The sequence below is a fragment of the Cognatundibacterium curvum genome (assembly GCF_014284235.1).
GTDB lineage: Bacteria > Pseudomonadota > Gammaproteobacteria > Burkholderiales > Burkholderiaceae_D > Undibacterium > Undibacterium curvum.
This window is the reverse complement of record NZ_JACOGD010000042.1, coordinates 1-285: the sequence shown is the minus strand read 5'-3', so window position 1 is coordinate 285 and position 285 is coordinate 1. Positions and strand designations below refer to the sequence as shown.

At 49.5% G+C, this 285-nt stretch carries 1 protein-coding gene; it reads right to left on the bottom strand.

The window, feature by feature from the left end:
* Window positions 1–285: GIY-YIG nuclease family protein (locus H8K43_RS18780; protein ID WP_186905264.1), on the bottom strand; the 285-nt coding region annotated here is incomplete at both ends.

Below are 285 nucleotides of genomic sequence, written 5' to 3'. Positions count from 1 at the left end.
TATCGCGCACCTGTTGTGAGATGCTCATTTCTTTGGCAATCGCATGATCAGAAGAAAAATGCGATAACACCCGTTGGCGCAGCGTATTACTTTTGCCGACGTAAATCGGTAATCTGTTTTCTGCAAAAAACAGATAGACGCCATAGCCTTTTGGCAGTTGCTCCACAATATCCGCGTCCAGATGCGGCGGCAGACTGGGGCGCGTTGTTTGTTCTTGTACCGCTACCTGTAAGGTTTCTGCAGGCAACGTCGCCTGCAGATCGCACCAGAACTGGTAAATCGCAT